The sequence below is a fragment of the Sorangium aterium genome, from assembly GCF_028368935.1.
Lineage (GTDB): Bacteria > Myxococcota_A > Polyangia > Polyangiales > Polyangiaceae > Sorangium > Sorangium atrum.
Genome location: NZ_JAQNDK010000002.1, coordinates 857,617 through 883,336, shown reverse-complemented (window position 1 = coordinate 883,336; position 25,720 = coordinate 857,617). Strand labels below are relative to the sequence as shown.

Here is a 25,720-nt window from a genome sequence, read left to right as displayed (position 1 = left end):
TCCAGTTGCGGCGCCCCAGGCGGTGCGGCTAAAATGCGGCGAACGATCCCCGGCGGAGAAGCAAGAACGAGATGCGAATTCCCAGCAGCCTGATGTCTCTGGCCGACGAAGGGCTCATCGAGGAGGTCGTGCGCCCGCTGATGAGCGGCAAGGAAGCGGAGGTCTTCCTGGTGCGCTCCGGCGGCGAGCTTCGGGTGGCCAAGGTCTACAAAGAGGCGCAGGACCGGACCTTCAAGAACCGGGCGGAGTACACGGAGGGGCGCAAGGTGCGCAACAGCCGCGATCAGCGCGCGATCAACAAGCGCTCGCGCCATGGTCGTGCGCAGGACGAAGCGGCCTGGAGATCGACCGAGGTGGACATGATCTTCCGCCTGCGCGGCGCGGGGGTGCGCGTCCCGATACCCCACCATTTCATTGACGGTGTGCTGATCATGGAGCTCATCACCGGCGCCGACGGCGGCCCGGCCCCGCGGCTCGCCGAAGTGCGCCTGAACCCCGACGAGGCGGTGTGGGTCTTCGACCGATTGCTGGCAGAAGCGGTCCGGATGCTGAGCGCCGGGGTCGTGCACGGCGATCTGTCCGACTTCAACGTGCTGATGGGGGCGGACGGGCCGGTCATCATCGATTTCCCGCAGGCAGTGGACGCTTCCAGCAATCAGAACGCGCGAAAGCTGCTGCTGCGCGACGTCGACAACCTCCAGCGCTTCCTCTCTCGGTTCGCTCCCAATCGACAGCCCCGCCCTTACGCGCAGGAGATGTGGGAGCTCTACTCGTGCAGCCAGCTCACGCCCGAGACACGGCTGAGCGGCCGTTTCCGGGCGTCTTCGAAGCGGGTCGACACCGAGGCGGTCCTGGAGCTCATCGGCGATGCCAACCGCGACGAGCGCCGCCGCCGTGAGACGCAGGGGCTGAGCATGCGGGGCGTATCGTCCCCGCCTCGCAAGGTCGAGGTGGTGATTCTACCGAGCGGCCCGCGAGACCGCGCGCGCCGGAACGCTCAGGGAGCACAGGCGGGCGGCGCGGCCAACACGCGCCCAGCACAGGCGGGCGGCGCGGCCAACACGCGCCCAGCACAGGCGGGCGGCGCGGCGAACACGCGCCCAGCACAGGCAGGCGGCGCGAGGAACACGCGCCCAGCACAGGCAGGCGGCGCGAGGAACACGCGCCGGGCTTGACGCCTCCGAGCCGCTTGCAGGTTTTCACAGCGCTCAAATCGCCTTGTCGTCCGAGCTCCCGGAGGGCGCGTCCGGCGCGGCGCCCGCGCTGCCGGCCGGCGGCTCCGCCGGCCGTGCCTTCTGCTCCACGAGAAAGAGGACCACATCCACCGCGCCCCCCACAGCGCGGTTGACGAGGCGGATCGCCCCGTGGACGCCGGACAGCGTCGTATCGTGGATGAGTCGGATCCCCCTCACGGGCGCCTGGATCGGGGGAATCTGCTCCAGCAGGTCGAAGGGCAGCTTCGCCGCGTGCTTCTGGAGGCGCTCCACGCGCCGGGAGCCGTGGTCGACCGCGTCCTGCACGAGGTCCTTCAAGCCGCGCCACCGGTCCATCACACCACCTCCTCGCACCACGCGCGGATCTGCGCGTAGACGTCCGGGTCGTGAGCCAGGCGCAGGTGTCCGAGCGACGGCATGATCCGCGCGTGCTCTTGAGGGAAGGGCGAGCACCGGTCCTCGGCGACCGCCCGCCCCGTGGCGCTCCGCAGCGAGACCATCGCGTCCCCGAACAGGAGGGAGAGCGTCGGGTCGGCCGTGAGCGCGCCGGCGATGAGATGATGGCGAATGTGGGGGAGCAGGGGCACGGGATGGCGGCGATTCTGGAGCAGCGCGTTCGCGCTGGCGCCCTCCCAGTCCTCGCGGCGGAGATTGGCATAAGCCAGGTCTTTCATCCCGCCGCTGCGGAGGTTGACGATGTCGGCGATGAGCTTCGTGTACGGATTGTCGATGCTCGCGAGCGCCCACGTGACCACGTTGCCAAAGCGCTCCAGCGGGGCGCCGAGGTGCGGTGTGCCGAGATAGAAGGCCCGCTTGACGAGGGGCAGCCACCGTCGATCCTTGTCGCTCGCCGCGTGCGCGGCGCTGCGCGCGACGAGGCCGCCCATGCTGTGGCTGATGAGGACCAGCTCCTCCACGGCGACAGGATAGGCAGAGACGAGCTGTTCGAGGAGGACATCCAGGGCCTCGCCGTTCTCGGAGACACGGAGGCCGCTGTTGTACCGCACATAAAGCGGCGTGTACCCGAGGTCGCGCGCAAGGAGCGATCCGTAGGTCTCGCCGTCGGGCATCGTCCAGACTTCCTCGGTGCTCATCAGCCCGTGCACGAGCACAACGACGCGGGGCGTGGCCTGGGCAGAGACGGCCGCGGGAAATGCCCTGGCAAGCGGCACGGGGTGCCCGTCGCGGACGAGCTGCATCGCGGTCGCGAGGCCGTTGCTGGTCCGCTTCAGGTAGTCGCCGAGGACCCCGTTGAGCACCCCGACGACCCGCTCCAGGTGGCTTCCCATGCGACGATCCGGCCGCATCCTGGCACGGATCGGCGTCGGGGGCGACGCCGGGCCCTGCTGCGGCGGACGGTGGCGTCGGGACCTTCCGCCAGCGCGGCACACGCAGGCCGAAGTCCGCTGAGCCGGTCGCAACGGAGCTGGGACGGATCCGCGACGCGAACAGGCGGCGCGCGAGGCGGAGCCGCGTGGCGCCCAGGTCGCGAACCGTTCAAGATGCCACGAAAGATGCGACCGACGGAGCGCTGGTGCTGACACCGAGTGTGAGCTCTGCCGCGCTTGGATCGAAGCCGAGGGTTCGTGTGAGGGCGACGTGTGGAGCCGCATCGAGCTCGTCGGAGCGACCGACCGAGGTCGGGGTAGTGTCGGAAGAGGTTCTCGCTGAGCTCAGGCGCGGTCTTCCCTGAAAAACCCGCGCAGGGATCGCGCGACGAGCTCAGGGCTCCCTCCCCGATCGGCGTTCCAGGGAGCCTCGTGACCGACGCCTTCGAGCTCTGTCCGCTGGACCCTGGGGAGGATCGTCCCCAGCGCATCGAGGGCGTTCTTCAGATACCTTGGGCTCTTCGTGCCTCCGAGCAGGAGGATCTCGGCTTCGACGGCCTTGAACGAGGTGATGCTTCCTCCCCTGTCGACGACCATCTTGAAATCGAAGCGCATCGCCGGGAGCAACTCGCGCACCGGCGCGTACTGCCCCGAGCCCCTCCTGTCGTCCAGGCGGAGAAATCCCCTCGTCGCCAGCGCGAGCAGCGGGCGCGGGACCGCGGCGAGGAACCCAGGGGCGAGACGCACGATGTTGCTCACCGTGACGAGCGCCGAGGCCAGCTGCCCGCGGCGGATCTCGTCGTTGAAGCGAGCGATCTCATCAATTGGCACTCCCTCGAGATAAAACGGGGGCTCGTAGACAGCCGCCTTGCGGACGGAGGGCAAGGCGCGCGCGGCCTCGAGCGTGATGATCGCTCCCGAGCTGAGCCCGAACACGAGCTCTGCGCCGCTTCGTGAGAGGAGGCCATCGAGATCCTCGACCTCTCTCTCGATGGAGTGCCCAGCGTCGTACTCCCGCGGGCTCATGCCCCGCCCCCGCCGGTCAGGGAGGTAGACCGTGAAGTCGTCGGCCAGGGCCCTCGCGAGCTGGTCGTAGTTGGCGGCGGTCCCCATCGCTCCTTGCACCAGGATGACGCCGGGACCTCGGCCGATCTGGCGGTAGCCGATCGTGGTGCCGTCCCTGGAGGTCACGGCGCCCGCCGCGTAGGGTTCTTTCGATGTCGAGGAGCGGCCCACTCGGCCGCTTCGTGCTTCCGTCACCATCGCGCGCTCCTTCCCGGCCCTTTGTGACACGGCGGCCGATGAACCAGGCTTGCGCAGCGCCGGCGAGGGCTCCTCGTCCCGCCTGCCCCGCGCGGCATCCATCCATGGGCTTCTAGCTGCTCAGCTGCTTCATCTGCGCGAGCATCTGATCGACCGGCTTGCTGAGCTGCTTGAGGATGAAGCCCGGCGCGATGCGGCTCATGAGCTTGGAGACGTTCGCGAAGCCGACGCGGATCTCCGGGCGGTCTCTCTCGATCCCCTTCAGGGCCTCATCGACGAGCTTCGTGACGCTCATGAGCGGCGTGCCCCGGAGCTCGTCGGCGAACGTGTGGTTCAGGGGCGTGTCCACCGCCGGAGGTGCCAGCTCGAAGACCTTGACGTTCGTCTGCTTGAGCTGGACGCGCAGCGACTGCGTGAACGAGTGGATCCCCGCCTTCGTCGCGCCGTAGATCGGAGCGATCGGGTAGGGGTTGAAGGCGAGCCCCGACGACACGTTGACGATCGCCGCGTGGGACTGGGCCTTGAGGTGCGGGAGAAACTGCATCACCATCCGGATCGAACCGCTCAGGTTGATCTCGATCTCCTCCGTGATGCCCTGGAGATCGGCGCCGAAGGTCTGCAGGTTGACCTTGCGCATGATCCCTGCGTTGTTGATGAGGACGTTCATCGCGGGGAAGTCCTTCATCACGCGCTCGTGGAGGGCCGCGATCGCGTGCGGGTCTCGCACGTCGCTCCGGAGGGTCCATAGCCCAGGCAGCCTCCGCCGCGCGGCGTCGAGCGCGCCTTGGTCGCGGCCTGTCACGATGACCGTGTTGCCACGGCGGAGGAGCTGCGACGCGAGCTCGAAGCCGATGCCGCCGCTTCCACCGGTGATGAGGATGGTGTTGCCTTGGAGTTTCATGATTGGACCTCTTCTTCGAGCTCCGAGGGAGCGTTCACGCGTTCGACGCCTCCGCCGGCGCCGCGACCCACGGAAAGGAGTACGGCGGAGCAAACAGAAATGCTAATGGATAGTCGTGATGGGGAACATAAACGACGGTTATGGTCGCGATCTCGACCTGAACCTGCTCCGCGTGTTCGTGGTGGTCGCGGAGGAAGGGAGCCTCACGCGCGCTGCGTCGCGCCTCTACGTGACGCAGCCGGCCGTGAGCGCCTCGATGCGGAGGCTCGCGACCTTCGTCGGCGCTGAGCTCATCACCCGTCAGGGTCGCGGCGTCGCGCTGACGGCGCGCGGCGCCGAGCTGCTCGCGGCGGCGCGCGCGCACCTCACGCCGCTCATCGCCGCCGCGACGGCGGCGCCGCGCTTCGATCCGAAGCTCTCGACCGCCACGATCCGGTTCGGGCTCGCCGACGGGCTCGAGGCCGTGATCCTCCCGAGGTTGATAGCCCAGCTCCGCGCCGAGGCGCCGCGCATGCAGTTCATCGTGCTGCCCGTGCAGTTTCGGACCGTCGAGGAGAGCCTGCTCTCGAGCAAGGTCGACTTCGCCGTCACCGTGGCGGACGAGCTGCCGAAATCCATCCTCCGCCAGCCGCTCACCGCACACCCGAGCGGGCCGAAGGCGTTCGTTTGCCTGTACGACGGGCGCTTCACCAGGCTCCCACGCCCGCTCACCGAGCGCGCTTACTTCGCCCAGGAGCATATCGTCGTCTCGTATGCCGGCGACACGCGAGGCGTCGTGGAAGACGCGCTGGGCAAAGCCAGGACGGTCCGCGTCTCCGTGCACTCCTTCGGCTACATCGCGGATCTCGTCGAGGGCTCTCCCCTCGTGGCCACGGTGCCGTCGTTGCTCGCCGGCCACCTCATCCGGGCGCGGTCGCATCTGCGCGCGGTCCCCGTGCCGTTCTCTCTCGAGGGCGCGCAGCTCGAGCTCTTGTGGTTGCGCGCCACCGACGACGATCCGGCGAGGCGGTTCATCCGCGACGTCGTGGCGAACGTCGTCGGATCGCTGGAGGGGAAGAGCGCAAAGCCGCTCGCCCGCTCCGGCGCGGTGAAGCGCACGCGGTGAAGGAGAGTCGATCGCCCGCAGGCTGGCTGCGAGACGCAGTTCGACGCGCTCTCGAACGTCCACCAGAGGGGCGTCTTCTTCCTCTCGCAGAAGCTCCTGCCGCTCGAGGGCTTCCCGACGCTGTACGCGCTCAGGAGCCGGTCGTCGCGAGCAGCTCCCTGGCGTCGCCGACGGATGCAGCGCGGCGGATCCAGCGGTCCAGCTCGGCGGTATCCGTGCTCGCGAGGACGCGCTCCCGGACCTCGGCAGGGACCTCCAGCCCGCGGGCCTCGAGGACGGCCAGCACGGCCTGCGCCTTCCCTTCGAGGAGCCCCTGCTGCCGCCCCTGCTCCAGCCCCTTCTCCACGCCCTTGGCCACGTAGCTGCGCGCGAATTCGCTCTGAAACTCGTATCCGCTCTTCATTATCGCCTCCAATGTCCGCCTCGCCGCTGCGTTCAGCGAGGATAGCACCAGGTCCCCGTAGACGGCGCGGCGCTCCTCATCGAGCCCGGCGGCCGCCCCCAGGAACGCCACGCCGATCGCCTCCCCCGCCTCGCCCCGCCCGTGCGCCATGGCCGAGAGCACGACCACCTCGGGCGCCGCCCTCGCCTGCCCGGCATCGGTGACGACCGGGACGCCCGCGGGCCCGAGCACCAGCGGCGTCAGCGTCAAGCCGGGGTGGCCCGCGTCGATCGGCCGCGCGCACCACCGCGCGATGCCTGCATCGATCGTCACGACCAGGAGCCACGTCGGGCAGCGGTGCCGGGCCCTCGTCTGGGGGAGCAGAAGGACACGATCGGGCCGGTTTCCGCGGGTTTTAAGGAGGTCGAGGCTGGCGCCGACTTGGCGATCGTGGGCGCTAACCCCGCGATCTCTGGTCGGCCGGACGATTCCGTGACGCTTCCGGCGGCGCCCTCGGCGGCCGTGGAGCAGGCGGCGCTGGCGACCTCTGCCCGACCCGAAGCAGCCCTGATCACGCCTCCGTCGAGCAGCCCGCGCCAGGTGCTCGTCGCGACCCTGACGCAGACCATCGCCGCTGCCCATGCGGCGGGCGACCTCGCGACCGCGCAGATCGCTGCACGCACCCTCTCGGAGCTCCTCAGCGCCCCGCAGGCAACGCCACGGGTAGCGCCGATCGTCGATCTCGCTAGCGCCCGGCGTGCCCGCTCCTGAGCCCATCCTGAACGCCACCGCGCCCGCGCTGGACGTTGCTATCATCCACTAGGCCCGGAAGTATCACGACAATGCCTGCCGCCGCCGGGAGGTCGCCGTCCCGGACCCGCGGGCCTACATCGCCGGCTGGGTGCCGTCGCCCCATGGGGGGTCGAGGCACGCGCGCTCCTCGATCTGCTCTGGTTGGTGGAGCGCCGGGTGCTGATCCTCGTGGGCGAGGGGGAGCAGGTCAGCGAGGTCGCCCGGAGCCTCGGGCTTCCGCTCGGGACCGCGTTCTCACGGCTCCGTCGGGGGCGGAAGCGTCTCGCCGCTGTGCTCAAGCGGCGGCGTCGCTTGCAGTAGCCTCCACGGCAGTCCACCGAAGCTCACCCCTATCCTATCTTCTACCTTACTGGCTCGTCACGATTTGTTCGACGCGGCGGAAGAACGTTCCAAGGTCCGTGCCTGATACGTCGTCGAACCTCATGGCGCGGGCGATCTTGCGATTGTTCTTTTTGACGCTCATTCCTATTTGATCTTTGAGCGGCGTATCTGGCCTTATCTCGTTGATGGTCTGTGGAATCTGACTACTGAACACTGAGCGCAGGGAATCTAGACTGAAGTAGTTTTCGATGGCGTAGCGCTGCAGGCGAAATACCTCTATGCCAAGACGCTGGCACGCACTCGCGAACCTCGTGCGCACACCGTTGCTGCCGGGGTCTAGGTCCACCAGCGCAATGACTTTGTATCGCTCGCCAAAAACGGATAGATCGAGCTGATCCATGATGTCGCCGCCAAGCGGCCAAATCTTAATCGTGAAACGTTCGTCGAGACCAAGCTTATCTAAGAACTCTTCTACAACTGGGGCATCGGTCGGACCCTCGACGAGTATCACCAGATCAGACACGAGATTATCAGTGACTGAATACCCAAGATCATGTAGCGCTGTGGCTCTGGACGTAACGTCATCGACGTAAACGGCCGCGTTCTTGTACGAAGTAAAGAAAACCTTATCTACGGCTGCGCTATTCACGAATATGTTAGAATGGGTACTGATAAAGAACTGCTTTTTTGTTACATGTCGAAAAAACGATAGCAGTCGCCTCTGCATCTCTGGGTGCATGTGATTCTCGGGCTCTTCGATACATATCGCAGATTTGCTTTCCCACAATGCAAACGATACAATGACGAGTAACTCATGCAATCCAAGTCCACAGTTGTCTGCTGGGTGTGCACCTTCCTTGGAATAGAAGTCGATGTTGATCGAGCTGTCGCCGGTCAAGGACAAATCGAAGTCGAAACCATTTGATATTTCACGAAAATATTGTCGCACCGTGTCGTAAAAATGACGCTCGGGCGATGATTTTCTTTTATTTCTGCAGACGAACAGAAGTTGGATCAGCCCTTTTCCGTTCGGGTTTAACGTCTCAGGCTCATCGAGTGTACTTTGGGATTCTATGTATCGTCGTGCCGGTATTAGCAGGGCGCTGAAGCTGCTCGTGTATACTTGAGTGAGAATATTAAATAGCTTATTATGCAAATATGGCATGTCGATGTATAGAGCAAATTTCTTTTGGCCGTCTATTTGACTGGATTCGCTTAGCTCTTCGACGCGTTTGTTTGATGCTTCGATGATGCTTTTGACGACGTCCTGGATTTCATTTTCGGAGAAAATGTTCGTCTTCGTTGTGTCCACATGTTTCATTGCGTCTAAAACAATGGGTTCAATCGCATTCCATAAGTGTGCTTCGATCCCACCATGTCTTTGTTCCCTGCGTGCTAGACCGCGTGCCGCATCAATCATTGATTCAGGTGTTGCTGCTATTCCGGCTCCGGAGTTTGATATTGCTTCGAGCACGGTGGACTTTCCGCTGTTGTTGCGACCGCATATCACGTTGATGTGTCCTAGCCCACTGAATCTCCTCGACTGAAGGCCCTTGTGGGCGTTCACGAATATTGTCTCATGCACGTTGTGTTGGCTCCGAGGGGGAACTGAGGTCGATCGCATCTCAGACCGATGTGTGCCACCGGTAGGTTACCTGCGCTGCTTCCGGCGGGGAAGGCGCCCAGCCGCCATGCTCCCGTCGAGCGGCTCCTAGTCGTTCCGCTGCGGGTGTACGTAGGAGATTGGGATCCTGCCTGCCGCGAGGCATCACGCCTCCCCGAGCTCGATCACCCGCCACCATGCGCACGCACGCCAGGTCGCGGCGAACACTCCGCAGCCGTCGCAAGCGAGCTCCAGCACGAGGCCGGGGGCGACGGGCAGGCAGATGGGCTGACGAGATCAGCGAGGGCGGCGTAGTCAGCGAGGGCGGCGTAGGCGAGGCGGCGAGGGCGTCGGGGCCGCTCCTACCTGGAGAGGAGCGGCGAGAAGAAGCGTCGCCGCACAGCGTCGAGGTGACGTTAACGCAGCCGAGTCTACAATTCAGTGAGGACATATTTGCCGATCGACGGGTTCGACCAAATAGGAATGTAACTGGACATACATTTTGCAGTTCACATGCTCTGCATCCGCGAACTTGACGGATGGTATGCTCCCCTCCCACTTAGGGTCCACCAGTGCTGCTGAGCTCTGACTTGCGCCAGCACGAACACGAGGGACACAATAAGGCAGCCCGATGCGAACCAACATGCAGAGAAGGCAATGAAACAGATACCCGATGTCCTGCAGCGCAATCTCACCAACCACGTCATCGGAAGAGCCAGGTTGAGTCTATACAGGGACATTACGGGGCAAGATGGAGTCTTCCCTGATGTGGCACAAATTAGAAATTTCATCTTCGGCGTTCATCGAAAGAATGCGGGCTTAGGAACCGCTTTCTTAGATATTCTTAACACAAGATCAATCCATGTTGTGTCACGCGCTGACCTTGTGTGCACAGTCGACATTGATCGGCTGATGGAGGAGATCGAGAATCATCCACTTCCGACGCCGCTCTTCCTCGAAGTTGTATCGAGTATACCTGAAGACGAAGCGTTGGGGATTCTTATTCAGCGCGAGAGTCTTGCTGCTGGCGGTTACATCTATTCGGCCACCGGCATTAACGATTCGTTTCCTCGTGGGCTCGTTTTTCGTATCGAGGTACTCGCTAGCAAAAACAATCAAGAGCCGACCTTTTGGATTCTCTCTGAAGCCGGCTGGACAACAGAGGGCCGAGCTGGTTGCGCGGGGTCGGATGTGCTTCAGATGGTGGTGTGCGCTCTCAGTCGGTTAAATGAGAACCGAGGGGGGCGTGAGATGCAGCTTATCCCGCTTAAGGAAGCCGTCGAATCTGATCTAGATTTCCGAAGCCGTGCGGGAACTGAGCCTCCCGTGGATAAGACCTATGATCAATTCCTTAGGGCGGTACTACGGAGGCAGGTTCGATGCTCGACGCTAAGCATTCGCCTCGATCTCATTAGGCCGCACGACTACGACTTCTGCTTAAGTTATCCGCTGGATGTAGTGGAAGATGCGAAGAAGATGATACTTTCGGGGAAGCGCCCGGAATTGCTTGTTTATTGGGGTGGCAGCCGGTTTGTCGTGAGCGATGACTACTGCACCTATCTTGCATACCGAGCACTGGGACACAGTACCGTGCCGGTAGTTGCACTAGGTAAATTTCCGCGAAGTATCGGGCGACCGAAGAGAACTGGCTATTCAGAGCTCCTGCCGGACGTAGGCGTCATTAGAGCGGCGGCCGAGCATTTGCCAGACCCGGAGCTAAAGGACTATTTAATTGATCGTCGGCTCGAGACAAGCTCTGAAAAGAGTACAGATACGACCTTGTGGTCTTTGTACCTGGGACTATCTCGCCTGGTCCAGAATCCTCGGGTAAAGGAACGCCAGCTTCATGAGTTTATTCTCAATTTTCCGACTGTCATTGAGCCATTTGGCGCTCGCGTGCTCTCCGAGGTGTGGCTCGGAAAGAAGTATCGCATTGATTTGGCAATCCAGTACGAGCTCGATGAAAAACGCGTTCTGCTGATCGAGCTTGAGCGAGCGAGCTTGCCTCTGTTTACTATGTACGGAAGACCCAGGGACCACGTTACGCATGCTATTCAGCAGGTTGAGGACTGGATCCGGTGGTGGCGAGAGAATCCGAGTGATGTTCCTGCGTCGTTTGATAGCTCGTTTCCGGTACAGGGGATGGTTGTGATTGGTCGCAATGCAGGTATGGATAGTCAGACGCGGCGGCGACTGTTGCATCTAAACGCTGGACGCGCTGTGAAATTGATAACGTACGACGAGCTGCTCGATCGTCTCCAGGCCATGATCGGAAGTATTAAGTCGGCTCAGTCTAAGCTCGGTCGATCGTAGTGTTGCTCGTTGTTCAACTCTGTCGTTCTCATCAACGTCTCAGCTACCCCCCATTGCCATCTCGCTCTGTGCGCGCCAGCGGAGATACCGCCCCGTGTCACCGTGTCAAAACGGGGCATGCGCTCGTAGTGGGCCGCCGGCACTGTACGGGAGACGGCCAGCAGGGCAGGGCCCCCACCCGCCGCCTGCTCCCGTGCGCAGTAGCGCCTGCTCGCTCGGCCTCGCTGGCGGGGGATCGGGCATCGCAGACTCGGACCCGGGATCCACTCCGCCGGCCTGGTGCCCGCCGTGAAGCTCCGACTCTGCGAGGCCATCCGAGCCTCAGCCCCCGGCAGGGGGGCGCCCTGCCGTCCGTACACCGGGCGAGCGGTCCCTAAATCGTTCCGTTGTAGGCGTGCGTGGAGTTCTAACAGGCCCAAGTCGTCGTATACGAGTCCCAAAACAACGACGGGCGCGGAGAGCGCGGTGTGCCAGCGAGGGCAGCAAGCGCGTGCTCGATACGGTCAGCCTCTGCAGGCTTCCCGCTCAGTGGCCGCCTGCGCGAGCCTTGGCCCTGGCTATTGCCTGTACCGCGGCTTCGAGCGCAGACTTCAAATGCTCGACCTCGGCCTTCCCCACCACCGAAGCGTCGACGGCGATCAGCGGTACGCGAAGCTCGGCTCTCCCGACCTCCTGACCGCTTCGAAGGCGTGCGATTCCGGTCATCACGTATTCGTCGCCATCGATCGAATCTGTCGCCTTCGCGATGAGAATTTCGGGCATGATTCGCCCCTCATAGCAAGCATTCTCGCGCCGTCAAGGACGACCGCCGGGAGATCCGGGCCGGCTCTGGGAGACCAGCCCAGGCCGCTCGCCTGGCTCCGGGCTGGGCTGCGCCAGCACAGCGCGCAGACTCGGACCCGGGGTCGGTCTCGCCGGCTGGGTGCCCGTCGTGGAGCGCCGATCCCCAGGGGACGAAGCGGTTCGACGACAGCATGCAGGTCACCGGACGCGTGCATCCCCCTCTCGCCCCCCGCATCAGCCGCGCGATGTCGGCGGCGTTGGCCGCGTGCTCGCCAGCCCTGCCGCGGTCGAGATTCTGTCTTATGTGTAACCGCGAAGGGCCTCCGCACCACAGCGGATCACAGCACCCTCGATCTCGAGCACCACGATCAAGGAGTGGGCCCCGTCGGCACCGCCCGGCATCACGGTCGGGCGCTCCGCCCCGCCGCTCAGCTCGTCCCCGTGGCGCTCCCCCTTGCCGCGCGGCCGGCTCTGACTCGACCGGCAGGGCGCCGGACGGCGTGGGAAACCTCGACCCGTCGGCACCGGACCCCAGGGCTCCGCCCCGCAACGCATCACAGCGCTCTCGATCTCGAGCAGCATGACTTATAGAGGGCCTCGCCATCGCCCCTGGCCGGCATCTCGGTCGGGAGGAGCCTGGCGTCGTGCCCCGCCGCACAGATCGCCATGGTGGCGCCCCCGATCTGGCGGCCGGCGCCGGTCGACGGCGGGGCGCCGGAGAGGGCGGGACCTCGACTAGCGCCGGGGCCTGACCGGCGTCAGGCGCTAACGGCCCCGTAGCCGAGAGCACCCGGGCTGCCTTCCGACCTCGGCGTGCGCTTCGGGCGCCCTTCTCGTCATCCCGTCGTTCGCCTTCGGCCGCACGGCCGCGTCGGCTGTTGCCGTCGGCCAGGAGGCCCGTGTTTGGACTCGCTGTGAGGGACGGGGCCTTGCGTCAGGCTCACCGCAGGACCGTGCCGCGGCGCTCGTGTGGATCGTGCTGTTGTTCGGAGGTGCCATTGAGAAAGTCTGTAACCCAGGATGACCTGCTGAAAGCATTCGCGACGATCGCCCGCTACCTGGCCGACTCGATCCGAGAGGCGGCGAACGAGAACGCTGCCGGCGACACCAGCCCCGCCTACTACGACGCCCGGAGCTCCCCGACGGGGCCGACGACGTTCCGGCGTGCCGCGGCAGCAGGCGCGTTCCCCTCGTTCAGGGTCGGCCGCAAACTCATGGCGCGGAAGGCCGACGTTGACGCCTGGATCGCGACCCAGGCGCGCACGCCGAAGCCGAAGAAGCAGAGCGGCGACGACGCGGACGCTGCGTTCTTCGCGTCCCTTCAGCCGCGGAGGTCATCGCGATGAAGGACGCGGGCAGCATGATCATCATCGTCGACACGCGCGAGCAGCGCCCCTGGACCTTCGGCGGACGGCTCCACATGGAGCACGCAGCGCTGCCCGCCGGGGACTACTCGCTCGCCGGGTTCGAGACGAGCGTCGCGATCGAGCGCAAGAGCCTGGACGACCTCGTGCAGAGCGTCACATGGGAACGCGAGCGTTTCCTCCGTGAGTGTGAGCGGCTTCGAGCGTATGAGCTCAAGACGATCTTGGTGGAGGCCGGCGTCCCCGATGTCTGGGCGCATCGCTACCGCAGCAGGACGATGCCCCAGGCGGTGATCGCAAGCGCGCTCGCCATCGAGCAGGACTTCGGTATCAGTACGACGTGGGCAGGCTCGCGCGAGTCCGCCGAGAAGATCGCCGCGCTGATTCTCTCGCGATTTCACCGGAAGCGTGGGGAGGTGCGGGATGCACGCTGAACCGACCTCGGCACAGCCGTCGACGGCCGGACCGGAGCGACACCACGACGACGAGGCGTGCGCGGCGAACGATGTCGAGCCGAGCGACCATGGTGACGGGAACGCAGACGACGACGAGGCCGGCGACGATGAGCCGATCTCGCGCGGCGACGGGCTCTGGTTGGATGCGTGCGGCGCCTCGATGGTGCCTGCGGAGCCATGCACCGGAGGCGGTCCCGCGAACGGCAACGGGTCGCTGCAGCTCGTCGTTGTGCCGCTGAGGCAGGGCACCGCGCCGGACAGCGACCTCGCGAACGCGGAGCGCCTTGTTGCCCTGTACGGTCCTGATCTGCGCCACGTCGAAGCGCTCGGTGGTTGGCATACATGGGCCGGCTCCCGATGGTGCTGCGATCGGGCCACGGTGGCAGAGCTCGCAAAGGAGACGACGCGTCGCCTGCTGACCGATGCCGAGTTCGCGATGAACCATGCCGCGAAGCGGGTGAAGCGTGCGCACGACGACGACGAGGTGGCGAAGGCGAAGGCTCAGCACAAGGAAGCGACCGCGCTGTTCAACTGGGCGAAGCGATCGCAGTCGGCGCGCGGCATCGATGCGATGCTCCGCCTCGCGGAAACGGAGCCGATCGTCCGCGCCGAACCCGGTGACTTCGACGCCGATCCCTGGCTTCTGAACTGCCGCAACGGCGTGCTCGACCTCCGCACAGGAGAGCTGCGGGACCACGACCGCCGCGACATGATGCGCCGAATCGTTCCGGTCGCGTTCGAGCCAGGCGCGGAGCTGCCGATCTGGGATCGCTTCCTCGCTGACGTGACGGGCAACGATGAGGAGCTGATCGGGTTCCTCCGCCGCGCCGCAGGCTGCACGCTGACCGGCGACGTTAGCGATGAGGTACTCTTCTTCGTCCACGGTCCGCCGGCCTCCGGCAAGTCGACGTTCCTCGAAGCGCTGAAGATCACCATGGGCGAGTATGCGGCGAAGGCAGACTTCGAGACCTTCATCGCCCGGCGTGACTCCGGCGGTCCGCGCAACGACATCGCGCGGCTCGCGGGGGCTCGCCTCGTGCTCTCGATCGAGGTCGACGAGGGCAAGCGGCTCGCCGAAGGGCTGGTCAAGCAGCTGACCGGCGGCGACACCGTGACAGCGCGGTTCCTCTACCGCGAGTCCTTCGAGTTCAAGCCAGCCTTCAAGCTGTGGCTCGCCGCGAACGATGCGCCGCGCGTGCGGGACGATGACGCCGCGATCTGGCGCCGCATCCTCCGGATCCCGTTCGAGCACACCGTCCCAAAGGAGAAGCGCGACCCGCAGGTCAAGGCAGCGCTGCTTGATCCGGCGGTCGGTGGCCCGGCGATCCTGGCCTGGGCGGTGCGCGGGTGCAGCGAATGGCAAAAGCATGGGCTGGGCGCACCGGCGTCGATCACGCGAGCGACGGAAGCCTACCGCGCCGAGAACGACCCCTTGCGCGACTTCATCAAGGAGCGCTGCGTCGTCGCGCCGGACGCATGGGTCGAGAAAGCAGCGCTGCGTCGGGAATACGAGCGATGGAGCCAGGACAACGGCAACAAGTTCCCGATGGGGTCCAAACGCTTCGCGGATCGGATCCGGAATCTCGGCGCCAGCGAGAGCACGAAGCGCGTCCCAGGGCACAGCTCCCCGCGCGACATCTGGCGCGGCGTCGGGCTCCGCTACCACGGCGACGACCAGCCGGAAGGGGCCGGCGATGTCGGCTTGTAGGCACGTAGGCACTTGTAGGGACCAGATCCGGGAACTTCCTCTATGCAAGCGCATGCATCGATACCAGAGAGGTTTATGGAAACAGCCCCCTCGTTCGCCCTACATGCCTACAGCCGGTCGACGTGAACCTGCTCGACGTCGACCCGTCCCGGAACGCGGCACGCTTCGCTCTGCCGCTGCTCGCCGGCTGCCCTGGCATCGGGCCTGGCGGTCGGGATGCTCCTGGTGTCCGTCAACCACCTGGCCGTGCTGGATCAGGGCGGGCGCGCATGCCGATCACCGCTGGCTGGATCGCGCTCGCGACCTCGACCTCAGCGCCCTCGTTGTCGGCGGAGCGGCTCAGCATGGCGCGCTCGACCCCGGCGGAGCTCAGCGGAGCGGTGCGCTGACACTTCGCCCTGACGATTCGATCGCAAAAGGCCTTGATTTGAAGGCATTTCGGAGCGCTGTGCGTCCCATCCTATGGGGGCCGGCGCAACCCGACACGTCGGCCAGCGGCTCGATCGGCACCTCGGCGCCCGCGCTCGCGGTGCTCGACCTCGGCGCCCAGGAGGCCGAGCGCGGGATCGATGTCTTCGCCGATGGATCAGCTCGGGGTGCCGCCCAACTCCGGACGCTCCGAGGTTGGATGCGCGGCCGTTGCGCTTGTGGCTCGTCGTCGCGCTGTGCGCTCACCGGACGCCCTTGCACGTGCCGGATGGTCGAGGCTGAGGTGCAAGCCGCTCGGAGCGTCAGCGGCCCTGTAGAGGGCGCCTGCGGTGGCTTCGCAGCGCTAGTCGAGGTCGCCGGTCCACTTCCCGCTCGTCGTCACAGTGCTGGCCACCCTCGCCCAGCTGGCGGCCGAGATCGCGCTCGTCCTCCTGGCGCTCGTCGTTGACGCCCGCGAGCAGCGCATCGCAGCCGAGGGCGTTCCGGACCCAGAGGTGGCCGCCGTTACCCCGGCGGCCCGCAACTGGCATCCGTTGCCAGTTGAACAACCGCGGTATGCCGCGACGGCCGTGAGGCTGCCCACGCAGGTCTGCCCCATGCAGCGGCGCTCGTGAGCCACGGCATCGGCTCCGCACAGCGAGACCTCGTGGCGACGCTGGCCGACCATCCGGCCGGCCTGTCGCTGCGCCGGTTGCGTCGACTGCATCCTCGGCATGTCCGCCGATCTCTTCGAGCACTCGTAGCTCGTGGCGTCATCAAAGCGCCCAACAACACTGGTGAGACAATGGATAGAAATGTGCTTCAAGCGAATCTTAACATTCGAGTCAATGGAGAGCTCCGCGCCGAGATCGAGGCGGTTTCGGGGCTGATGTCACGGGATGGCTTGACCGTGAAGCGCGCCGCTGTGGCTCGTTCCGCCCTCGTTCGCGGGCTGCGCGTGATGCGGGATGAGCTCACCCGCGCAGCCGCTTCCGCCGAGGTCGCGTGATGGCGCTTCGATCCGGACATGGGCGCGGTCGCGGTCGACCGCATGTCGAGGTGCTTCCGCCGGACGAGCTGCCGGCCGCTGCGGGCTCCAAATCGGTCCGTTCCGATCGGGGCCCTGATGGGCGGTTTACCCGCGGCAACACGGCGGCACGGGCGCGACGGCTCCGCGCCGGTGCTCTCGGAGGTGTGGGCGGCATCGACTCGACGTCCGACGCCTTCAGGCCCTTCGCCAAATGGGGTCGGCGGTACGGTGCTCACCGACGCCGTGAACTCGCCGCGGCGCACGGCGGGGAGATCTCGGCCGGCGTCGGCGCGCTAGTCGAGTCGGCCGCGCTCGCCCTCGCGTCATCGCGGTACCTTCAGAACCAAGGCGCTGCGATCGGCGATCCTGAGCTGCTCAAGCGCGCGTCGGCGCTCGCCGCGGAGGCGAGGCAGAACGAACTAGCCGCATGGGAGCTCGCCGCCCGCGAAGCGAAGGCGCGCGGCTCCAGCCGCCGCACGGCGCTCGATCGCGTTCGCGAGCGTGCTGCGGCTCGACTGAACGAGCACGCCGAGGGCGACAGCGACACGTGAGCGATCACGGTCGCCGCATCCTCGACCACCTTCGCGCCGTAGACGCGGAGCTCGTGGCGCAGGGCTTCCCAGCGATCTCGGCGTGGTGGTGGTCGACCCTCGAACGCTTCTACCTCTCCGGCCGGCGCACCCTCGTGCTGCGCGTCGGACGCCGGGGGGGCAAGTCGTCCACCCTCTGCCGCCTCGCGGTGGTCGAGGCGCTGTTCGGTGAGCACGACATCCCGCCCGGCGATGTTGGGACGGTGCCGATCGTGTCGACCTCGCGGGACGAGGCAGCGTCCCGCCTGCGGACCATCGAGGCGATTCTCCGCGCGCTCGGCGTCGACTTCCGGAAGGCCGGCGAGGCCATCGAGTTGCAGCGCGACGACGGGGCGCCGGTCGCGTTCAAGGTCTTCGCCGCCTCGATCGCGGGGGTCTCCGGCTTCACCGCCATCGCGGCGATCTGCGACGAGGTGGCGAAGTGGCAGGACCGAGATACGGGAGCCAACCCAGCTGAGGAAGTCCTCGCCTCTCTCCGTCCGACGATGGCGACGCAACCCCAGGCGCGGCTGTTCCTCTCCTCGTCGCCGTTGTCGACGCTCGACGCGCACTATGACGCGTTCGAGCGGGGCGAGACGCCAACGCAGTGCGTGGCACACGCGCCGACGTGGACCGCGAACCCCTCGATCTCGGAGCAGGACACGCGCGCGCTCGAAGCCGACGCGCGGGTGTGGGCTCGCGAGTACCGGGCGATCCCCCAGGCTGCGATCTCCGCTGCATTCGATCCCGATGCAGTCGATCGAGCGTTTCGCGATCCGGGCTGCTCGTACCATGCTGGCGAACGGGTCCTCGTGCTCGACCCATCGAGCGGGCGCAATGATTCGTTCACATACGCTGTCGTCGGCTGGTCGTGGCCGCTGCTTCCGTTTGCCGCATACATGACCACTGATCTCACCGACGAGTGGGGCCGCGTGATCGCGGGCAGCTGTGCCTACGCACTCGACGCCCGCGGCAACCGGATCGTGCGAAGCGACTACACCGGCCAGATCATCCCCTTCCTCCAGGTCGACGAGATCGGCGGTATCGATGGCGCATTCTGGCAGAACATGCGCGGTGATGACGTCGTGGATCGACTCTGCGCCGTCTGCGAGGAGCACGCCATCCGTCGCGTGGTGTCCGACCAACGCGAAGCTCTCATGCTCGAAGCCGCGTTCGCGGCGCGCGGCTACAACTTCACCGCGTACGACTGGACCAACAGCAACAAGACGGCGGCCGTCGGGTTGATTCGCGGGTGGCTTCGTGATGGCGCTATCACGATCGCAACCCATGAGACCATGCGGAAACAGCTTCACGCGTTCTCGGAGAAATTCACCACGACTGGCGCGCTCACCTACGGCGCCCGCACGGGACATGACGACTACGCCGCTCTCTTGCTCACCTCCGCGATCGCGGATGCCGATGGAGCACTGAGCATGTCACCGCTCGCGACGCGCAAGCCGAGCGGGCGCAACTTCGTTACGTGGTCTGATCGCGGCCTTTGATGCCGCAGGAGATAAAGCAGATGGCACTTCCTCATGGCATGACGCACCCGTGCCAGCGCGAGCACTTCTACCCGACACCACCGCGTTTCACAAAGATGCCGGCGAGTCCTGGAGGTGATGCATGTTGACGAAGCGCACCTTTGATCTCCGCGCGCTCGGCATCGACGCCGACGTGACATGTGACGTCGTGGCGACGTCGAGCCCGACGATCACGCGCGTGCCGCTCGACCAGCACATCGCTGCCCGCGCGCGCGTCGACGAACTGATCTCCGAGGGCATTCGGCATCTCGCGAGCGCTGAGTGTAACACCTGGGAACAGCGGGAGGCGCGACAGAAGATGGAGGCATGCTTCATCGAGGCCCGGCGCATCATCTCGATCGCGTTCTACGTCACGCCGTCGATGGTCGATCCCTCCTTCGCCGCATGGGTTCGGGCGGTGCACGCCGAAGTCGTTGCGATCGAATGGGCGCGCCCCGATGCTGCTGGAAGCTTCTGGCCGAAGGCGAAGGAGCCACCGCGCACGGCGGTGCACCTCCGCGAGGTGCCCAAACGATGGAGGGACTTTCAGCGGCTGATGGAGGATGAGGAGTTCGAGTCGGCTCGTCGGGTGACTGCCGCCTCAACGCCGGAGCACCCGCACGGGTTCTACGTCCGACCTTCGGACTGCTCCGCGCCCTTCATCGCGTGGGTCAAGGCGCACGTGGAGCCGCACGTCAGTGACGGGCTGCGTGCCGATCTCGATGAGAACGGGGTCAAGATCCGCGGCTTTTTCGACTGAGAGGAGTAGCAGCACATGAGCGAGAACATCGAGAACAGCCCGATGGCGATGAGCACCTTTCATGAACTCGTCGCGAACGACCAGCCCGACGCCGCGGTAGTGTTCGCCAGAGACAACGGCTACCGCATCGAGCCGCACCTCGTCCCGGCGCCGCACCTCGACCAACTGGAGAGGTTCAAAGCCGAAGGGAAGATCACCACCGCGACGATGTACGAAACGCTTCACGCGAGGGCGATCGAAGCCGAGCGCAGCGCGCGCGTGCTCGCCCTGGAGCTCGCGAACGTCGGCGCGCCTGTCATGGCGACAGCGCCGCTCGAGACGCCGCATCTCGCGAGACTGGCTCAGCTGCGGGCTGCCGGCCAGCATGGGGCCGCGGATGTGTACGAGGCGATCCACGGCGCGGCGCTCGCGAAGGAGTGCGCTGGGCGCGACGAGCAAGCGGAGCGCGCCGAGCACGCGCGGCTGGTCGGTCACGCTTCGCCGCTCGCCGGGCTCACGACCAGCGAGAAGATCGCCCGCATCATGTCGGGACAGTCGGGCATGTCTGACGATGACGCCGTTGCAGCGCTATCTCTGCTCGGAGCGGAGAGCGACGCGCGGAGATACCAGCGGCGACCGTGAACCCAAGGCGCCTGTCACTCCGGCGCCTTTCGCGGACGACCTCGTTTTACCTCAGGCATCGTTGCGGGGCGCAGCAGGATCCCCGGAGACACCTCAAGTGCATCGGCGAGCTGCACGAGGACACCAACACTCGGGTTCACGCGACCGGCTTCGATGCGCTGAATGAAGGTCAGATGCAGGTCGGCAGCTTCGGCCAGCGCCTCTTGAGTCATGTCGCGCTTGAGCCGAATCCGTCGGACGTTCGCCGCCACGTACATCAGCACCGTGTTGACTCGGGCGCTACTCACGCCCGCAGGCGTAGCGCCACGCGCTTGCCGGATTAACAGACGATCGTCTGTATTTCGTTGACGGTCTGCAGGATGCGTGCGTACCCTGTACGGACCACAAAAAGTGCTCCCCGCGTCGGCGGCAACCGACCGGGGAGCGTGGCCGGAACCCCGCGGAACGAGGTCCGACATGGCGAAGCTACGCCCGCGGCCCGAAAAGGGCCAACAGATCGATCCGTCCAACGACAACCCCACCCATCACCCCGATCGCTTCCTTCACCGCCGAGCACGGCGGTCCAGCACCGAAACCGGCCGCCGCCCGCCTGCCGCGCGACATCCACGGAAGCGGCCGACGATCGAGGCGATCATGGCCGAGCGCGGCATCGTCCTCGCGACGCTCGCCGGCATCCCGAAGCGCGACCGCCGCGACGTGGAAGCCGAGGTGTTGCTCAACGCCTGGAACGCCATCCGTCGTGGGCTCTACCGGCCCGACCCACGGGACAAGCCGCGCGACGCGCTCCGCAAGTGGCTCCACGGCATCGCGTGGCGCCTCGCCTCGCACTACGTCAACAGCGCGTACGTGCGGCGCGCCGTGATCCATCCGTCGCCCCTCGGCCTGCTCCGCGAGCCCGTCGGCATCGACCTCCACGCCCAGATCGAGGCGCGTGAGGTGCTCGACGCCATGGCCAGCCTGCCGGGCTGGCAGCGGGAGGCGCTCCTGTCCGTGGACGACCCGAAGGGCCTCGTCGCGCACGCCAAGCGGCGCCGGATGAACCCGAGCACCGCGGCATCGCGGCTCAGGATCGCCCGGAAGGCGCTGGCGCTGTTGCTCCGGAGGCGCCGATGACCGACCGAGCCGAGAAGCGGCGCGTCCTGACGGAGGAGGACCTCTCCTACGTCGTGGAGCAGCTGGCCATCTTCGACGCGCACGCCGGGGTGCATCCGTACAACCGCGCGGAGCTCTGGGGCTCCGTGATGGAGCTCTACCTGACCGCCAAGACGCGCGCCGACCGCGAAGCCTTCGCTGAACTCGTCGGCGCCCTGCGCGTCATCGACGTGCTCGATCGCCACTTCCTGCGGCGCGAGCCGAAGGGAACGCGATGAAGTGGCGCCAGAACACATAGAAGCACGAGCTTTCATAATTACAGGGAGTAGACAACATGGCACGTGAGCGCACTGGCACCGTTTTTCGTCATGGTGATCATTGGGACGTCCGGGTTACGCTCGATGATGGGAGTCGGCCCGTCTACCACCTTCCGGCTGGCTGCTCGGAGGCGATGGCGAGGGAGAAGGCGAAGTATTGGAGCGAGAACGCGAAGGGGCTGGAGCTGAGACCAAAGCACGGCGGCAAGGCGTCGGCGGTCAGCCCGGGCGAGACGGTCTCCGAGTACTTCGAGCGCTGGAACGCCGCTCGCGACGTGCGCGGGCTGGTGTCGGTCCACAAGGAAGCTTCTACCTTCAAACTCCACATCGAGCCGATCATCGGCACGAAGCCGATCGCCAGTGTCACGCGCGCGAACATCGAAGCGGTAGTGGAGGCGATGGACGCCAAGGTCGCCGCAGGCTCGCACTCCTGGCAGACGATGCAGCGCGCATGGGTTATCGTGACCAAGATGTTCAAGGACACGCTCCGCTCCAAGATCGCTGCGCTGCGCGTGCGTGACGACAACCCGTGCGCTGACGTGGCCGGTCCGGACCGCGGCGTCGAACGGGCTAAGAGCTATCTCTACCCCTCCGAGTTCCTGGCACTCATGAACAGCGATCGAGTGCCGCTCCACTGGCGCAGGATGATCGCGCTGGCCGTCTACCTGTACCTCCGCGCCGGTGAGGTCGAAGCGCTGCGGTGGAGCGACGTCGACCTCGACCACGGCGTGATCAACGTGAACCGCGGCATAGATCGGTTGCGCGAGAAGGAGAAGTCGACCAAGGGCAAGCTCGCCCGGCGGTTCGCGATCGAAGAGAACCTGCTCCCGCTGCTGCGCGCGATGAAGGCCAAGGCCGACCCGGACGCTCGGGTTATCCGGATGGTGTGTGGCCAGAGCTTGGCGAGGATCCTGCGGCGCTACCTGACGTTCGCGGGCGTCACCCGGCCGGAGCTCTTCGTGGACGACGAGACGCGGAAGCCCATGACGTTCCACGACCTCCGTGCGACCGGCATCACGTGGATGGCCATCCGAGGCGACGACCCGCTCAAGATCATGCGCCGGGCTGGCCACGCCAACTTCGGCACGACGCAGCGCTACGTCCGGGAGGCGGAGCAGCTTGCCGGCCGGTTCGAGGCGGTGTTCCCTCCGCTCCCCGCCAGCCTGCTGGGCGACGGCGGCCATGACGATCCGTCACGCAATCGTCAGGACGACGCAGAACGCCGGGAAAATGAAGCAAATACGTCGCCTCGTCTGGGTGACATACACGGGCCAGACGTACGGCTTGTCCGGGTCCACGCCGAGCTGGACCTCGACGACGATGGCCATCGCGGGCCGCTGCTGCTCGCCGACCAGCAGCACGACAATGACGTCCGCGCGGCGGTCCGAGGGAACGATTTCGGCGAGATCGGAGGACTCGACGCGCGCCTCCGTGAACGTCGGGACCGGCTGGCCGAGCGCGTCGTGCAGCATCTCGGCGGCCAGCGTCGGCCGATTCTTGAACAGGTCCACCAGCGCTTCATGGGTCACGGAGGGCATCGGGTCGTCTCTCGGGTGGTTACAGCCACGCTGGACACGCCGGCTCTCCAGGCGGTATGCCGAGCTCATGCGTGGGGCCCGCAGGAGCCGGAGCAGCCGTGTCCTGCTCTTCAATTCCGGGCACCTCCTTCGAGTTGTCACGCCGTGTGACCTGCGTGCGCCCCGACACCAGGGCACGGGCCCGACGAGAGTGGCGCTCGGGATTGCACAATCTTTCGCGAGCCTTGAGGCCACCTCCGGCGGCGACCCGATCCCTCTCGCGAGATATGTGAAGATCGCCCTGTGGGCGCCTGGGCATACGCAGCGTGTTGTTCGTCGCTATCTGCCCGACAGGGCCCCCGCCAGCCGCTCGGCCAGGTCGCCCCTCGGCTCCACCCGCACGCGCTCCAGGCCCAGCCACGCGGCCATGGTCCGCAGCTCGCCCGCCAGCCGTTCCGGCGTCTGCGCGCCCGCCCAGGGCTCGGCGTGGCTTGCCTGCACGACCAGCACGCCCGCCTTGCGATCGGCCTTCAGGTCGACCCGCGCGGTGATCGCATCGCCCTCGAGGAACGGCAGCACGTAGTAGCCGTGGGTCCGCTTCTCCGCGGGCGTGTAGATCTCGAGCCGCACCCGCACGCCGAACATCCGCTCGGTGCGCTCGCGGAACCAGATCAGGTTGTCGAAGGGCGAGAGGAGGGCGCAGGCCTCGATCCGACGCGGCCGCCGGGCGGCGGGATCGAGGAAGGCCGGCTCCCGCCAGCCCTTCACGCCCACGGGGAGCAGATCACCGGCCTCGACGAGCTCGGCGACCCGCGCCTTCGTCTCGGCAACCCCCATGCGGAAATGGTCCCGCAGGTCCCGCTCGGTCGCCACGCCTAGGGCCCGGGCGGCGATGCGGATCAGCGCGCGCTGAGCGTCCTCGCGCGCGGGCGTCGGCGCCTCGATCACGGCCCTGGGCAGCACCTTCTCCGGCAGGTCATACACCCTCTCGAAGGTCCCCCGCCGGGTGGCGGTCGTCAGCTGGCCGATCCAGAACAGGCACTCGGCCGCCCGCTTGGCGTCGCTCCAGCCCCACCAGCCGCCCGGCCCCTTCGTGCCGATCTCGAGCTCGGAGGCGGCCAGCGGCCCGCGCTCGCGGACCTGTTCCAGCGCCCGGTCCGCCATCGGCCGGTGCTCGCGCAGGAAGCGCGCCACACCCTTCCAGACGCCCACCCCGTCGTGCGCGTCGGCCATCCGCCAGCGCAGCAGCGGCTGGGTGGTGAGCGGCAGCAGCGAGGCCTCGTGCGCCCAGTACTCGAACAGCGGCCGCTTCCTCGCCCACGCGAGCTCCTCCAGCATCGGCCGCGGATAGGCCCCCAGCCGCGAGAAGGCCGGCAGGTAATGGGTGCGCGAGACGACGTTGACGCTGTCGATCTGCACAACGCCCAGCCGCTCGATCAGCCGGGTCAGCTGCTGCTTCGTCGTCGCCGGCCCGGGTCGCTCCACCCGGAAGCCCTGCGCCGCCAGCGCGATGCGCCTGGCCTCCGCCGCCGACAGGGTGTCCTTCATCCGCGCCTTCCGTCCGTTGGGGCCCGCACCCTAGCTGGCCGTGCGGACTTGGCAACAGATCATCGACACCCTCCTCAACTCCGAGCCCGGTGCGTTCGTCGGCATTGCGCTGGAGCTCACGCCGACCGTCGCCGACGAGCCGCTCTCCTCATGCTCGACGTGCTGCCGGGATGCGCGCACGAGCCCATTATCGACTACGCTGCTGGAGCCATGGCGATCGGCGGCGTCAACCACGTGACCCTCGCGGTTCGAGACCTCGACCGCGCCGTGCATTTCTACGTCCAGGTGCTCGGCGGAGAGCGGCGAGCGCAGTGGGCCAGGGGCGCATATCTCGAGCTGGGAACGCTCTGGCTCTGTCTGGAGCTGGACGCGCGCGCCGCGCGGCAGGGCGACGACTCGCACCTCGCGTTCTCGGTCGATGCACAGGGCTTCGCCTCCCAGGAAGAGGCCATTCGCCTGAGCGGTGCCCGGATCTGGAAGGAGAACCGCTCCGAAGGAGCGTCGCTCTACTTCGAAGACCCGGACGGACACAAGCTCGAGATCCACGTCGGCGACCTCCGGACGCGCCTCGCGTCCTGCCGCGACAAGCCCTATGAAGGGATGGAGTTCTTCGACGACGGCGAGAGCGAGACGCCGGCGCGGTGAAGGTGCGCAGCTGCGCGGCGGCTCCGTGGGCGTCAAAGCGTCGGCGCTGCGCGCGCTGAGCTGCGCTTCGCGAGCCGCCGCGCAATCGACGTTGAGGTTCGACGCACGGCTTTGGCCGGGCGCCGGCGCGAGATCGGGTC

At 66.3% G+C, this 25,720-nt stretch carries 26 protein-coding genes and 2 pseudogenes; 18 read left to right on the top strand and 10 right to left on the bottom strand.

Annotated elements, in window-relative coordinates:
• Positions 1 to 71 precede the first annotated feature (71 nt).
• A complete protein-coding gene (locus tag POL72_RS18330) occupies positions 72 to 1,175 on the top strand; it encodes a PA4780 family RIO1-like protein kinase (RefSeq protein ID WP_272096703.1) in 1,104 nt (367 codons plus the stop codon).
• Between the two features lie 33 nt (positions 1,176 to 1,208).
• On the opposite strand, the gene POL72_RS18325 is transcribed toward POL72_RS18330, so the two are convergent.
• From POL72_RS18325 to POL72_RS18310, 4 genes are all read right to left on the bottom strand, one after another.
• Entirely contained in the window at positions 1,209 to 1,550 is a 342-nt protein-coding gene (locus POL72_RS18325) for a hypothetical protein (protein ID WP_272096702.1), read from the bottom strand.
• Entirely contained in the window at positions 1,550 to 2,503 is a 954-nt protein-coding gene (locus tag POL72_RS18320) for an alpha/beta fold hydrolase (RefSeq protein WP_272096701.1), read from the bottom strand. The genes POL72_RS18325 and POL72_RS18320 overlap by 1 nt, the downstream gene beginning before the upstream one ends.
• A 384-nt stretch (positions 2,504 to 2,887) precedes the next feature.
• The gene (locus POL72_RS18315) at positions 2,888 to 3,805 is read right to left on the bottom strand and encodes an alpha/beta fold hydrolase (RefSeq protein WP_272096700.1); all 918 of its coding nucleotides are present in this window, start codon (positions 3,803 to 3,805) and stop codon (positions 2,888 to 2,890) included.
• A gap of 112 nt (positions 3,806 to 3,917) precedes the next feature.
• Positions 3,918 to 4,706, bottom strand: coding sequence for an SDR family oxidoreductase (locus tag POL72_RS18310; RefSeq protein WP_272096699.1), 789 nt, complete (start codon positions 4,704 to 4,706; stop codon positions 3,918 to 3,920).
• Positions 4,707 to 4,824: 118 nt separating this feature from the next.
• Here POL72_RS18310 and POL72_RS18305 point away from each other — a divergent pair, with 118 nt between their 5' ends.
• Complete coding sequence (locus POL72_RS18305) at positions 4,825 to 5,811, top strand: LysR family transcriptional regulator (protein ID WP_272096698.1); 987 nt, start codon at positions 4,825 to 4,827, stop codon at positions 5,809 to 5,811.
• A 130-nt stretch (positions 5,812 to 5,941) separates the two neighbouring features.
• On the opposite strand, the gene POL72_RS18300 is transcribed toward POL72_RS18305, so the two are convergent.
• Positions 5,942 to 6,526: an RpnC/YadD family protein gene (locus tag POL72_RS18300; protein WP_272096697.1), complete on the bottom strand. Its 585-nt coding sequence runs from the start codon at positions 6,524 to 6,526 to the stop codon at positions 5,942 to 5,944.
• 108 nt (positions 6,527 to 6,634) lie between these two features.
• Here POL72_RS18300 and POL72_RS18295 point away from each other — a divergent pair, with 108 nt between their 5' ends.
• Together POL72_RS18295 and POL72_RS51770 are read left to right on the top strand one after the other, a co-directional pair.
• Entirely contained in the window at positions 6,635 to 6,964 is a 330-nt protein-coding gene (locus tag POL72_RS18295; protein ID WP_272096696.1) for a hypothetical protein, read from the top strand.
• Positions 6,965 to 7,039: 75 nt separating this feature from the next.
• Positions 7,040 to 7,306, top strand: coding sequence for a sigma factor-like helix-turn-helix DNA-binding protein (locus tag POL72_RS51770; RefSeq protein ID WP_373372231.1), 267 nt, complete (start codon positions 7,040 to 7,042; stop codon positions 7,304 to 7,306).
• A 46-nt stretch (positions 7,307 to 7,352) separates the two neighbouring features.
• Here POL72_RS51770 and POL72_RS18290 read toward each other — a convergent pair whose 3' ends face one another.
• Positions 7,353 to 8,894, bottom strand: coding sequence for an AAA family ATPase (locus POL72_RS18290; RefSeq protein WP_272096695.1), 1,542 nt, complete (start codon positions 8,892 to 8,894; stop codon positions 7,353 to 7,355).
• A gap of 693 nt (positions 8,895 to 9,587) precedes the next feature.
• Between POL72_RS18290 and POL72_RS18285 the strand changes: the two genes are divergently transcribed.
• Positions 9,588 to 11,243, top strand: coding sequence for a Shedu anti-phage system protein SduA domain-containing protein (locus POL72_RS18285; protein WP_272096694.1), 1,656 nt, complete (start codon positions 9,588 to 9,590; stop codon positions 11,241 to 11,243).
• A 525-nt stretch (positions 11,244 to 11,768) separates the two neighbouring features.
• Here the strand turns inward: POL72_RS18285 and POL72_RS18280 are convergent.
• The gene (locus POL72_RS18280) at positions 11,769 to 12,005 is read right to left on the bottom strand and encodes a hypothetical protein (protein ID WP_272096693.1); all 237 of its coding nucleotides are present in this window, start codon (positions 12,003 to 12,005) and stop codon (positions 11,769 to 11,771) included.
• 1,019 nt (positions 12,006 to 13,024) lie between these two features.
• Between POL72_RS18280 and POL72_RS18275 the strand changes: the two genes are divergently transcribed.
• The 9 genes from POL72_RS18275 (at position 13,025) to POL72_RS18235 (ending at position 20,461) form a co-directional block, all read left to right on the top strand.
• Positions 13,025 to 13,372 (top strand): hypothetical protein, encoded by a 348-nt coding sequence (locus tag POL72_RS18275; RefSeq protein ID WP_272096692.1) that lies wholly within the window; start codon positions 13,025 to 13,027, stop codon positions 13,370 to 13,372.
• Entirely contained in the window at positions 13,369 to 13,824 is a 456-nt protein-coding gene (locus POL72_RS18270) for an ERCC4 domain-containing protein (RefSeq protein WP_272096691.1), read from the top strand. Before POL72_RS18275 ends, POL72_RS18270 begins: the two co-directional genes overlap by 4 nt.
• Positions 13,814 to 15,553, top strand: a complete 1,740-nt coding sequence (locus POL72_RS18265) for a DNA primase family protein (protein WP_272096690.1) — start codon at positions 13,814 to 13,816, stop codon at positions 15,551 to 15,553. The genes POL72_RS18270 and POL72_RS18265 overlap by 11 nt, the downstream gene beginning before the upstream one ends.
• 812 nt (positions 15,554 to 16,365) lie before the next feature.
• Positions 16,366 to 16,596 (top strand): hypothetical protein, encoded by a 231-nt coding sequence (locus tag POL72_RS18260; RefSeq protein ID WP_272096689.1) that lies wholly within the window; start codon positions 16,366 to 16,368, stop codon positions 16,594 to 16,596.
• Entirely contained in the window at positions 16,593 to 16,970 is a 378-nt protein-coding gene (locus POL72_RS18255) for a hypothetical protein (RefSeq protein WP_272096688.1), read from the top strand. The genes POL72_RS18260 and POL72_RS18255 overlap by 4 nt, the downstream gene beginning before the upstream one ends.
• Positions 16,971 to 17,155: 185 nt before the next feature.
• On the top strand, positions 17,156 to 17,542 hold the full coding sequence (locus POL72_RS18250) for a hypothetical protein (protein WP_272096687.1): 387 nt from the start codon (positions 17,156 to 17,158) through the stop codon (positions 17,540 to 17,542).
• Positions 17,539 to 19,062 carry a terminase large subunit domain-containing protein gene (locus POL72_RS18245; protein ID WP_272096686.1) on the top strand — a complete coding sequence of 508 codons (1,524 nt, stop codon included), beginning with the start codon at positions 17,539 to 17,541 and terminating at the stop codon, positions 19,060 to 19,062. Before POL72_RS18250 ends, POL72_RS18245 begins: the two co-directional genes overlap by 4 nt.
• A 121-nt stretch (positions 19,063 to 19,183) precedes the next feature.
• Positions 19,184 to 19,840 (top strand): hypothetical protein, encoded by a 657-nt coding sequence (locus POL72_RS18240; protein ID WP_272096685.1) that lies wholly within the window; start codon positions 19,184 to 19,186, stop codon positions 19,838 to 19,840.
• 15 nt (positions 19,841 to 19,855) lie between these two features.
• On the top strand, positions 19,856 to 20,461 hold the full coding sequence (locus tag POL72_RS18235; protein WP_272096684.1) for a hypothetical protein: 606 nt from the start codon (positions 19,856 to 19,858) through the stop codon (positions 20,459 to 20,461).
• A gap of 14 nt (positions 20,462 to 20,475) precedes the next feature.
• On the opposite strand, the gene POL72_RS18230 is transcribed toward POL72_RS18235, so the two are convergent.
• Positions 20,476 to 20,718, bottom strand: coding sequence for a helix-turn-helix domain-containing protein (locus POL72_RS18230; protein ID WP_272097939.1), 243 nt, complete (start codon positions 20,716 to 20,718; stop codon positions 20,476 to 20,478).
• Between the two features lie 376 nt (positions 20,719 to 21,094).
• Here POL72_RS18230 and POL72_RS18225 point away from each other — a divergent pair, with 376 nt between their 5' ends.
• The 3 genes and pseudogenes from POL72_RS18225 to POL72_RS50965 all read left to right on the top strand — a co-directional run.
• Positions 21,095 to 21,574, top strand: a complete 480-nt coding sequence (locus POL72_RS18225) for a sigma-70 RNA polymerase sigma factor region 4 domain-containing protein (RefSeq protein WP_272097938.1) — start codon at positions 21,095 to 21,097, stop codon at positions 21,572 to 21,574.
• Positions 21,571 to 21,831, top strand: a complete 261-nt coding sequence (locus POL72_RS18220) for a hypothetical protein (protein WP_272096683.1) — start codon at positions 21,571 to 21,573, stop codon at positions 21,829 to 21,831. The genes POL72_RS18225 and POL72_RS18220 overlap by 4 nt, the downstream gene beginning before the upstream one ends.
• Before the next feature lie 56 nt (positions 21,832 to 21,887).
• Positions 21,888 to 22,973, top strand: a pseudogene (locus tag POL72_RS50965) (tyrosine-type recombinase/integrase); the annotation flags it as partial.
• A gap of 138 nt (positions 22,974 to 23,111) precedes the next feature.
• Here POL72_RS50965 and POL72_RS18210 read toward each other — a convergent pair.
• Positions 23,112 to 23,408, bottom strand: a pseudogene (locus POL72_RS18210) (hypothetical protein); the annotation flags it as partial.
• A 318-nt stretch (positions 23,409 to 23,726) separates the two neighbouring features.
• On the bottom strand, positions 23,727 to 24,935 hold the full coding sequence (locus POL72_RS18205) for a winged helix-turn-helix domain-containing protein (protein ID WP_272096682.1): 1,209 nt from the start codon (positions 24,933 to 24,935) through the stop codon (positions 23,727 to 23,729).
• A gap of 210 nt (positions 24,936 to 25,145) precedes the next feature.
• Here POL72_RS18205 and POL72_RS18200 point away from each other — a divergent pair, with 210 nt between their 5' ends.
• Entirely contained in the window at positions 25,146 to 25,580 is a 435-nt protein-coding gene (locus POL72_RS18200) for a fosfomycin resistance glutathione transferase (RefSeq protein WP_272097937.1), read from the top strand.
• Positions 25,581 to 25,720 lie beyond the last annotated feature (140 nt).

Coding starts and splice junctions, on each gene's coding strand:
- POL72_RS18330 (WP_272096703.1), top strand. CDS start 72: ATGCGAATTCCCAGCAGCCTGATGTCTCTGGCCGACGAAGGGCTCATC.
- POL72_RS18325 (WP_272096702.1), bottom strand. CDS start 1,550: ATGGACCGGTGGCGCGGCTTGAAGGACCTCGTGCAGGACGCGGTCGAC.
- POL72_RS18320 (WP_272096701.1), bottom strand. CDS start 2,503: ATGGGAAGCCACCTGGAGCGGGTCGTCGGGGTGCTCAACGGGGTCCTC.
- POL72_RS18315 (WP_272096700.1), bottom strand. CDS start 3,805: ATGGTGACGGAAGCACGAAGCGGCCGAGTGGGCCGCTCCTCGACATCG.
- POL72_RS18310 (WP_272096699.1), bottom strand. CDS start 4,706: ATGAAACTCCAAGGCAACACCATCCTCATCACCGGTGGAAGCGGCGGC.
- POL72_RS18305 (WP_272096698.1), top strand. CDS start 4,825: ATGGGGAACATAAACGACGGTTATGGTCGCGATCTCGACCTGAACCTG.
- POL72_RS18285 (WP_272096694.1), top strand. CDS start 9,588: ATGAAACAGATACCCGATGTCCTGCAGCGCAATCTCACCAACCACGTC.
- POL72_RS18280 (WP_272096693.1), bottom strand. CDS start 12,005: ATGCCCGAAATTCTCATCGCGAAGGCGACAGATTCGATCGATGGCGAC.
- POL72_RS18270 (WP_272096691.1), top strand. CDS start 13,369: ATGAAGGACGCGGGCAGCATGATCATCATCGTCGACACGCGCGAGCAG.
- POL72_RS18265 (WP_272096690.1), top strand. CDS start 13,814: ATGCACGCTGAACCGACCTCGGCACAGCCGTCGACGGCCGGACCGGAG.
- POL72_RS18240 (WP_272096685.1), top strand. CDS start 19,184: ATGTTGACGAAGCGCACCTTTGATCTCCGCGCGCTCGGCATCGACGCC.
- POL72_RS18235 (WP_272096684.1), top strand. CDS start 19,856: ATGAGCGAGAACATCGAGAACAGCCCGATGGCGATGAGCACCTTTCAT.
- POL72_RS18230 (WP_272097939.1), bottom strand. CDS start 20,718: ATGTACGTGGCGGCGAACGTCCGACGGATTCGGCTCAAGCGCGACATG.
- POL72_RS18225 (WP_272097938.1), top strand. CDS start 21,095: ATGGCCGAGCGCGGCATCGTCCTCGCGACGCTCGCCGGCATCCCGAAG.
- POL72_RS18220 (WP_272096683.1), top strand. CDS start 21,571: ATGACCGACCGAGCCGAGAAGCGGCGCGTCCTGACGGAGGAGGACCTC.
- POL72_RS18205 (WP_272096682.1), bottom strand. CDS start 24,935: ATGAAGGACACCCTGTCGGCGGCGGAGGCCAGGCGCATCGCGCTGGCG.
- POL72_RS18200 (WP_272097937.1), top strand. CDS start 25,146: ATGGCGATCGGCGGCGTCAACCACGTGACCCTCGCGGTTCGAGACCTC.